The organism is Psychrobacter sp. 16-MNA-CIBAN-0192 (assembly GCF_040309565.1).
In the GTDB taxonomy this organism is placed as follows: domain Bacteria; phylum Pseudomonadota; class Gammaproteobacteria; order Pseudomonadales; family Moraxellaceae; genus Psychrobacter.
The window spans coordinates 1-252 of sequence record NZ_JBEOOX010000509.1; the positions used below are offsets into that span (position 1 = coordinate 1).

The 252-nt window shown below is 40.5% G+C and carries 1 protein-coding gene; it reads left to right on the top strand.

Translation table 11 applies throughout. The features are described from left to right. Positions 1–24: 24 nt before the first annotated feature. On the top strand, positions 25–252 hold a 228-nt coding region (locus AAEY78_RS14160; protein ID WP_352340043.1), incomplete at its 3' end, for a hypothetical protein.

Below are 252 nucleotides of genomic sequence, written 5' to 3' on the forward strand. Positions count from 1 at the left end.
CTCTTTAGTGGGCAAAGCCATGCTATGGGTGTAAAACACGAATTAAACAATAACCAAAGCAGTTATAGCCATGTTGGTAATGTCGAAAATTTAACTAACGCTCCCACACCGTTAAAATCGCTAGGCAATTTACAGCATAAAAACTCAAAGCATTCTGAGTTTGCTGCGCATCAACCTAGGCTAACAGCCAATAACTCTTTTTTATTTTTACACAGTGCGCAGGGCGATCCTGAATACGATGTAGTGCATGAG